The 8,530-nt window shown below is 32.6% G+C and carries 5 protein-coding genes and 1 pseudogene; 5 read left to right on the top strand and 1 reads right to left on the bottom strand.

Annotated features, from left to right (window positions below; translation table 11 throughout):
- Nucleotides 1-249 (bottom strand): annotated as a pseudogene (locus HKP48_RS07400) (integrase); the annotation flags it as partial.
- Between the two features lie 580 nt (nucleotides 250-829).
- Between HKP48_RS07400 and HKP48_RS07405 the strand changes: the two are divergent.
- From HKP48_RS07405 to HKP48_RS07425, 5 genes are read left to right on the top strand one after another with little or no spacing between them, the layout of a single operon-like run.
- A complete protein-coding gene (locus tag HKP48_RS07405) occupies nucleotides 830-1,147 on the top strand; it encodes a helix-turn-helix domain-containing protein (protein WP_296344395.1) in 318 nt (105 codons plus the stop codon).
- Nucleotides 1,147-3,864: a DEAD/DEAH box helicase family protein gene (locus tag HKP48_RS07410; protein ID WP_296344397.1), complete on the top strand. Its 2,718-nt coding sequence runs from the start codon at nucleotides 1,147-1,149 to the stop codon at nucleotides 3,862-3,864. Before HKP48_RS07405 ends, HKP48_RS07410 begins: the two co-directional genes overlap by 1 nt.
- Nucleotides 3,864-5,810 (top strand): site-specific DNA-methyltransferase, encoded by a 1,947-nt coding sequence (locus tag HKP48_RS07415; RefSeq protein ID WP_296344399.1) that lies wholly within the window; start codon nucleotides 3,864-3,866, stop codon nucleotides 5,808-5,810. The genes HKP48_RS07410 and HKP48_RS07415 overlap by 1 nt, the downstream gene beginning before the upstream one ends.
- A 13-nt stretch (nucleotides 5,811-5,823) precedes the next feature.
- On the top strand, nucleotides 5,824-6,588 hold the full coding sequence (locus tag HKP48_RS07420) for a hypothetical protein (RefSeq protein ID WP_296344401.1): 765 nt from the start codon (nucleotides 5,824-5,826) through the stop codon (nucleotides 6,586-6,588).
- Nucleotides 6,589-6,592: 4 nt separating this feature from the next.
- On the top strand, nucleotides 6,593-8,275 hold the full coding sequence (locus HKP48_RS07425) for an SWIM zinc finger family protein (RefSeq protein ID WP_296344403.1): 1,683 nt from the start codon (nucleotides 6,593-6,595) through the stop codon (nucleotides 8,273-8,275).
- Nucleotides 8,276-8,530 lie beyond the last annotated feature (255 nt).

The following is an 8,530-nucleotide window of genomic DNA, read 5'->3' on the forward strand; positions in this document are numbered from 1 at the left end:
GTGTTTTAGAATGGGTGCACATTGCAACATGCCAAACATGTCTTGTTTACTCAAAACCACAGGCAATGCATTTTGACGTTTTAGAGGCGGTAACTTTAGATGAGAATAGGGTAAATCGTATTGCTTAAGCATAAAACGAAGCCCATAAACGGTATGCTTAAAGGTGGATGCTGATGGGGAATGCTTTTGGGTTTTAATCTGATAGAGGTAGTCCTCAACTTGGTCAGAGGTTAGCTTGTGAGCTACCATACCATAATGCAAACTGATCTTGGCAATCTGCCTAATGTAATTGTTAAAAGTACTTTGGCTTTTACCTAAGACGGTATTGGTTTTTTCTAGCTGGTGATAAAGTGCGGTAAAACCTGGTACTTGGGCTTTGGAACGACTAATAATCGTACTTACATGTTTTGATTTTTTTTCATCATGATAAAATTTTAATGATTAACTTTACAAGGATACTAATCTTTGGTGAGAAAAGCTACCGAAGGTTTAGTTCAACACTGGCTATAATTCATTACGGCGGAATTTCCTTCCGGAAATTCCACGCATTTTTGCTATCTTTCGGTCAACATCGGAAAAATGGTCACCCATTTTTCCGTAACGAAATCATAGCCAAAACCGTTAGCTGCAAGGCGGAAAACCAGCCGCACAAATAGCACATTTGGTTTTTGCCATCACACAATCCAACCCTAAAAAACCAAAAGAGCTATTTTTTTCACCGCTCACAGACTGTTAATAAGTTTGACGGACTCAATCATTGAATATCCAAAAAGACTGAATATATTTGACATTAATTGTCAAGTTTAATTAATCAAGTGATATTTCACAAATGAAAGAAAACAAATCAATAGGCGAAATACTCCGAGAAAACAGAGAAAAAAAAGGATTGCTTTTAAGGCACGTATCTGCCAAACTCGACATTGATACTGCAATACTCAGTAAAATAGAAAGAAGTGAACGAAAAGCGACAAAAGAACAAATCTTAAAACTTGCCGAAATATTAGACTTAGACAAGGAAGGTTTGCTTGTTCAGTATCTGAGTGAAAAGATACTTTATGAAATAAAGGATGAAGAACTTGGAAGCAAGGCACTAAAAGTAGCTGAACAGAAAATGAAATACATCAACAAAAATAAAAGCGGAAACTGATGGAGTTAAAATTAGAACTATTAGAATATCAAGAAACCGCAATCAAATCTATTGTGAATGTATTTGAAGGGAACGACAAAAACACATTTGACAATGCTTGTACTGATGGGATTCGTTCAAATATTTGTTCGCTCTCAAAAGAGCAATTAGCAGAAAATATCAAATCTATTCTTCTTGAAAACGGAATTGATGAAGAAGTTGCCAAACTTGAAGAAGTACTAGAACTAACCATAGAAATGGAGACAGGGACAGGGAAAACCCTTGTTTACATAAAGTCCATTTATGAAATGTTTAAACACTACGGATTTACAAAATTCATCATTCTTGTTCCTTCGGTTGCTATTCGACAAGGCGTTTTAAACACACTTACAACTTTTAAAAAACAACTGGAAGAAATTTACGGGTTTACGCCAAAAGTATTTGAATACAGTAGTAAACGACTGAACAAAGTAACCAACTTTGTAGAAGAACAACATCCGCAAATAATGGTAATGACTTTGGCTTCTTTTAATTCGGAAGACAAAATTTTAAACCAAGCCAAAAGAGAAGACCTTTTTGCAAACATTCCGTTTATTGAAGCTATTGGGCGAACAAACCCAATTATCATAATGGATGAGCCACAAGAAGGAATGGACACGACAAATTCCATTAAACAAATTGCTAAACTCAATCCTTTATTTAAGATTAGATATTCGGCAACTCACAAAGTTGCAAAAAACAAGACCTATCGCTTAACGCCTTATGACAGTTACAAGCAAGGTTTAGTCAAAAAGATTGAAGTTTTAACTGTTACCGAAAAAAATGATGAAGCCACTTTAAAACTGGAACTTTCGGAAACCAAAAACGGAAAAAATCCAATTCAGGCGAAAATCAAAGCTTGGCATCAATCAGCAAGCGGAAAGATTGAATTTAAAAACACAAAATGGCTGAAAGATGGAGATAACTTAGGCAAAGTAACCAATAACCCAAGTTATTTAAAATATACCATTAGTAGAATAAATAAAAGTCTAAGGACTGGAAAATGGTCTGTTAGCTTTCATAATGGTGTTGAAATTTTTGAAAAACAAGCCTCTGGAAATGTACAAAATATTTGGGCATTACAATTAGAGTGGCTTATAGTTCGCCACTTCACAAAAAAACAAAAACTACAAGAAAAAGGTATAAAATGCCTTTCGCTTATTTTTATTGATAAAGTTGCCAATTATGTAAGTGATGAACCAATAATCAAAAACCTTTTTATTAAAAAGTATAAAGAAATTTATCCTGAATTTCACGATAACAAAGAACCAACAGCAGAACATATTGAAATGATTCAAGGCTCATATTTTGCGAAAACAACGAAAAATGAATTTACAGATAATGAAACATCAATGCGTAAAAACAAAGATGTTTTTGATGCCATTTTAAAGGATAAAGAGGGGTTAGTTTCTTATGGTGATTCTGTTTCCAATAAAATTGAATTTATCTTTTCTCATTCCGCTTTGGGTGTTGGTTGGGATAATCCGAACATCTTTAATATTGCTACGTTAAGCAATTCTTTTTCAGAAATCAAAAAACGCCAAGAAATTGGTAGAGGATTACGGATTTGTGTTGACTCCAACGGACAACGTGTCTATGATAAACATACTGTAAGTGATGATGAACGAATTAATCAACTTACAGTAATACCAAACGAAACCTACGAAACTTTTGTAACACAATATCAAGAGGAGATAAAAGAGGTTTATGGTCACTCTGGTGCAGGTGCAGGAATGACCCATACACATAAAGGAGAAAAACAAAATGAAGTTCATTTTAAGCGTAGCGAGAATGAAACTATTAATAAAGCCTTCAAACGATTTTGGAATGCTTTAGCTAAGAAAACAAATTATACTGTTGGTTTTGATGAAGCATCTTTGATTAAAAGAAGCCAAGAGGCTCTGAATACTATTGAAATTGCTGATTATGTAGCAGAAGTAAGTAGCCGAACGATTGGCTCAATTACAGAAGAAGGTATTGTAGATGAATTTGGAGGTAAAGAAAACTACAAACTAAAAGCTCATTTTTCTGCATTAGATTTAGTAGAAGAAATAAGTGAAAATACTGGATTAAGCTATAACACAACTATAAAAATTATAGACGAAACCAATCTCGAAAATTTCGCTAAAAACCCTCCTCAATTTATTCATCAAGCATCCGCTTTAATTAAGAATATTGAATTGGAAGAAATGATAAGGGGTTTAGACTATCATTTAACAGATGAAACCTTTCCTTTTGAATTTAACGATTTTGTAAAACAAGTGGATAGTTCTCAGTACCGAGACACACCAAATAGAGGATTTTACAATAGGATGCTAACAGACAGTTATATAGAAAGGCAGTTTGCATTGGGAGCCGATTTAGATGATGAAATCATTTGTTTTATGAAACTTCCTGCTTATTACAAAATACCTACTCCTATTGGTAATTACAATCCCGATTTTGGTATTGTGATGAAACGCAAAAGTTTGAGAGATGGAAAAGAAAGTGAGTTCTACTTTGTCATTGAAACCAAAGGAACAAACGACATCAACGATAAAAAAGCACTAAAAGAAAGTGAGATTTATAAAATTGAATGTGCTCTAAAGCATTTTGTCACATTAGGAGTAGAAGTACAATACAAAGCACCTGTAAAAGATTACCAATATTTTAAAACAGAAGCTACAAAAGACATTAACGCATTAATTGAAGAAGCATAATGAGCAACGATAAACAACATCCTGAAAACCCAATGGAGAAAGTACAATCACACGATTGGAACAAAGAAAGATTGAAGCAATTAAAACAGTTAATGCCAGACCTTTTTACCAATGATGGCAAACTGAACATTAGCGAACTCAAAAAAGTAATTGACCCTAAAAGCGTAAACGAAACCGAACGTTACGAATTTAGATGGTTTGGGAAAAGCAATGCCAAAAGAGAAGCCTTTACTCCTACTGATGCTACGCTTGTGTATGATGAAGATAGAAGTGTAAACCCTACCGAAAGTGAAAACCTAATAATTGAAGGAGAAAATTTAGCAGTACTAAAACTATTAAGCAACAGCTACCGTGAACAAGTAAAGTGTATTTACATAGACCCACCTTACAATACAGGAAAAGATTTTGTGTATTCAGATAAATTTAACCAAGACAAAGCAGCATATTGGGAAGATGCTGAAATGACTGAAAACGGCTACAAGATTGATACAAATACAGAAACTGATGGTCGTTTTCATAGCAATTGGCTGAATATGATGTATAGTCGATTACTGATTGCAAGGCAGTTACTACGTGAAGATGGCGTAATTTTTATATCCATTGATGATAATGAGGTGCATCATTTACGGAAGTTGTGTGATGATGTTTTTGGAGAGGATAATTTTATTTCTAATGTTATATGGGAAAAAAAATTCGCACCTTCGAATGATGCAAAATGGTTTTCAGATAATCACGACCATATTATTGTTTATGCCAAAAACAAAGAAATATTTCGCCCTAATTTATTAGAGAGGACTAAAGAATCTATATCTCGATATAAGAATCCAGATAATGATGAAAGAGGTGTTTGGGTTTCTGGTGATATGACAGTAAAAACATATAATCAGAACTACGATTTTGAAATAACAACTCCATCAGGGAAAAAAATATCCCCACCAAAAGGAATTTGTTGGAGATATTCAAAAGAAAAAGTGACTGAACTAATTAATGACAATAGAATTTGGTTCGGTACTTCTGGCGATAACGTACCAAGAGTAAAAAGATTTTTAACAGAGGTAAAAGATGGAATTACACCTCTTACAATTTGGTATCATAAAGATGTTGGACATAATCAATCTGCAACTCAAGAATTAAGAAAAATATTTTTAGGAGAACAATATTTTGACACACCTAAACCAACTCGTTTATTAGAAAGAATAATTCATCTATCAATGGATAGTGATGACCTAATTTTGGATTTTTTCGCAGGCTCAGGAACAACAGGACAAGCAATAACGGAACTAAACCAAGAAGATGGTGGGAACAGAAAATACATTTTAGTTCAGTTACCCGAACAAACAGACGAAAAAAGTGAAGCCTACAAAGCAGGTTACAAAAAAATAAGCGATATTACTATTGAGAGGAACAAACGAGTAATAGAAAGAATAGAGAAAAAATTAACAGAAAAAGAAGAAAAGAAAAAAGGAGAACTTCCTTTAGAAATGGTAGCCGAAAACACCGTTGAATATTCAAAAAAGACTGGTCTTGGCTTTAAAGTATTCAAATTACAAAAATCAAACTTCCCAAGAGTAGAATTTGCTCCAGACCCAGAAAAAACAGAACAAGAAAACATTGATTTGCTTAAAAAGTATATCAAAGAAAAAGAAGCACAATTGGTTTCTGCTTTCAATAAAGACGAATTGATAACCGAAATATTAATCAAAAACGGTTTCAAGCTAAATTACACCTTAACCAAGCAAGAAAAATTCAAGAAAAATGAAATTCTATTTGCCACAGATGGAGACAAAGAAACGCTAATCTGTTTAGATGTAATTATTGCAAATGAAACCGTAGAACATTTCAAAACCAATACAAATCAAAAATTAATTGTATTGGAACGTGCCTTAGACACCACAAAAAAATGGAATTTAAAACACGCTATGGGCGATAAATTTAATGCGTTTTAAAAATAAGAATGAAATGAGTAATAAAGTAATTGATTTGTTTGGAAACAATAAAGTTGTTCCTAACACAGGAGTTAAATATTCAAAATTATTAGAGCAATTTATGAATCCGTTTATGGAGGATTTTAAAGATTATGAATACATAGAAGATATTCTTGATTTTGCAATTAATGCTTGGAACTTTGGAAATATAAAAACAATTATACCATCCGAAGAATTTGATAAAGCAAGAAAAGATATTCCAAAAAACGATATTGATTTTGCGTTATTAAATAGAATGATTGATTATAAAAATGAAAAGTTTAAAGAATATGAAAATTTTATAGTTGATTTTGAACTTGAGGAGGTAGCTGTGGGTGACCCCATATTAAAGGTTATAACTCAAGAAAAAGAGGCTTACCTTTCTAATATGCTAAACGCAATGGAAGCACCCCTTTCCTATTCTGAAGAAAATTTTGAAGAAAATTATATTAACAGAAGTGCAATTATTGTAAAACCAAAACAACCTTTTATAGATTGGCACAATAGTTTATATCCTGACAGTAAGATGGATGAGATAGATATTGATATCTATTTGGTTGATGACAGCATAAATGATTTAGAAAAATGGCTGAAAAAAAAATTCGATAAGTTATTTACAATGGTATTGTATGATTGGCATACCAATAAAAAAGAATGGCCTCAAAGACGTAATTATAAAATGTTTAAACAATGGTTTAGAGTTGAAATATCTGAAACGGTTTATGATTTAGAAAAAAGACCAATTCTAAAATCAGAATAAAAAAATGAAAATACCATTAAACGAATTTGAACAACTTATTGATGAAAAAATCCTTAAAAGAGGGCTTTCTTATTTTAAAAGTGGTGCAATAACCGATTTTTCAGAAATATCTACTGGCGAATATGAAGCTATTGTTTCTGGTACTGAAGAATACAAGGTTGAGTTAGAAATTAGCAACAATACAATAACTGAACATAATTGCGATTGCCCTTACGATATGGGACCGGTTTGCAAACACGTAGTTGCAGTAGTTTTTCATTTGCAACAAGATGAGTTAGAATTGAATCAACCGAGTATTTCTAAACAAAAAAAGAAAAAAACTAAATCAGTTTCTCAACAAGTAAAAGAATTGTTAAAAGCAATTTCACATAAAGAACTGATAGAATTTGTACAAGAGAACAGTAAAAAGGACAAGAAATTCAGAAACTACTTCTTGGCATCCTTCGGTCATTTAAGCCAAAACCAATCGAAAGAGTTTTACCAAAAACAGATTCATTCCATTTTGCAAACAGCAGCAGGAAGAGATGGTTGGATTGGTTGGTCTGATATGAAATATGTAGTAAACACAACCGAACCTTTTTTAGAAAATGCCGAAAAGTATTTAGCCAATAATAATTTTGATAATGTATACTTCATCTGTACAGCTTTATTGGAAGAAATGACGGAAGCTTTTCAATATGGAGACGATAGTAATGGTGATTTAGGTTATTTTGTGGAATCAGCTATGGAGTTACTCTCAAAATTAGCACAAGAAAAACTTCCTAAAGCCTTAAAAGAGAAAATATTTGAATATTGTATTTCTTCTTTTAAACAAAAATTATTTGAAGGTTGGGATTGGCATTTAGGAATGCTTCACATTGCTTCTGATTTAATTGAAAGAGAAAGTGATGTTGATTTAGTACTTAGCTGTTTGGACACCATTAACGGAGAATACGATCGAGAACGAGCACAATTATTTAAACTGGATTTACTCAGAAAGTTTAAAGATGAGAAAGAAGCGGTAGAATATATCAACAAACACATCTCAAATTCATCAATAAGAACGAAAGAGATAGAAAAAGCATTTAAAAGTAAAAACTTTGAAAGAGTAGTAAATCTTTCAAAAGACGGTATTAAATGTGATGAAAAAGACAAGCCAGGATTAGTGAAAGTTTGGTACAATTGGTTGTTGAAAGTTGCTCAATCCGAAAAAGACACTTCTAAAATCATTAAGTATTCTCGATTCTTATTTATTGACAATTTCCATCCACAACAAGATTATTATCAAATTCTTAAAGAGAACATTGAAGATGAAAAGTGGCATCCATTTTTAGAAGAAATAATAAAAGAAATCACACCTAAACAGAGATGGACTTACACAGAGTTAATTCGAAAGATTTACATAAAGGAGGAATGGTGGGATAGACTATTTTTAATGCTCAAACAAAATCTCTCTTTGGAGAATATTCAGCAAAATGAAGAGTATTTATCAAAAGATTATTCTGCTGAATTAATAGAACTGTACAGCGAAAGAATTATAAATTACGTTGAAAAGTACATAGGAAGAAATCATTACCAAACAGCTTGTAGATATTTACGTAGAATGAAAAAACTAGGCGGAAATGAACAAGTAAATGAGTTAATAGAATTATTTAGAAAACAATATCCACAACGCAGAGCACTAATGGACGAATTAAACCGAGTATAAATACCAGCCAACGCTAAAAGCCATACACATTGCCAAGTCGCTCAAAAGCCAACCGCTAAAAGCCAAAACTTGGCCAAGAGTATGTCTTCTGCCAACGCTATCAGCAGAACTCAAAATAAAGCCCAGACAGCTAACAAAGAACTGAGCTAAAAACCAAATAAACTTTAAATTAATTTTAGGCAATATGTTTCTTGGCATTGTTGAAATAGAATAACGCTCCTACGTCGCGTTATTTCCAGTTCAACAAGCCTATTA

Origin of the sequence: Winogradskyella sp. (genome assembly GCF_013042245.1) — a bacterium.
Taxonomy (GTDB): domain Bacteria; phylum Bacteroidota; class Bacteroidia; order Flavobacteriales; family Flavobacteriaceae; genus Winogradskyella.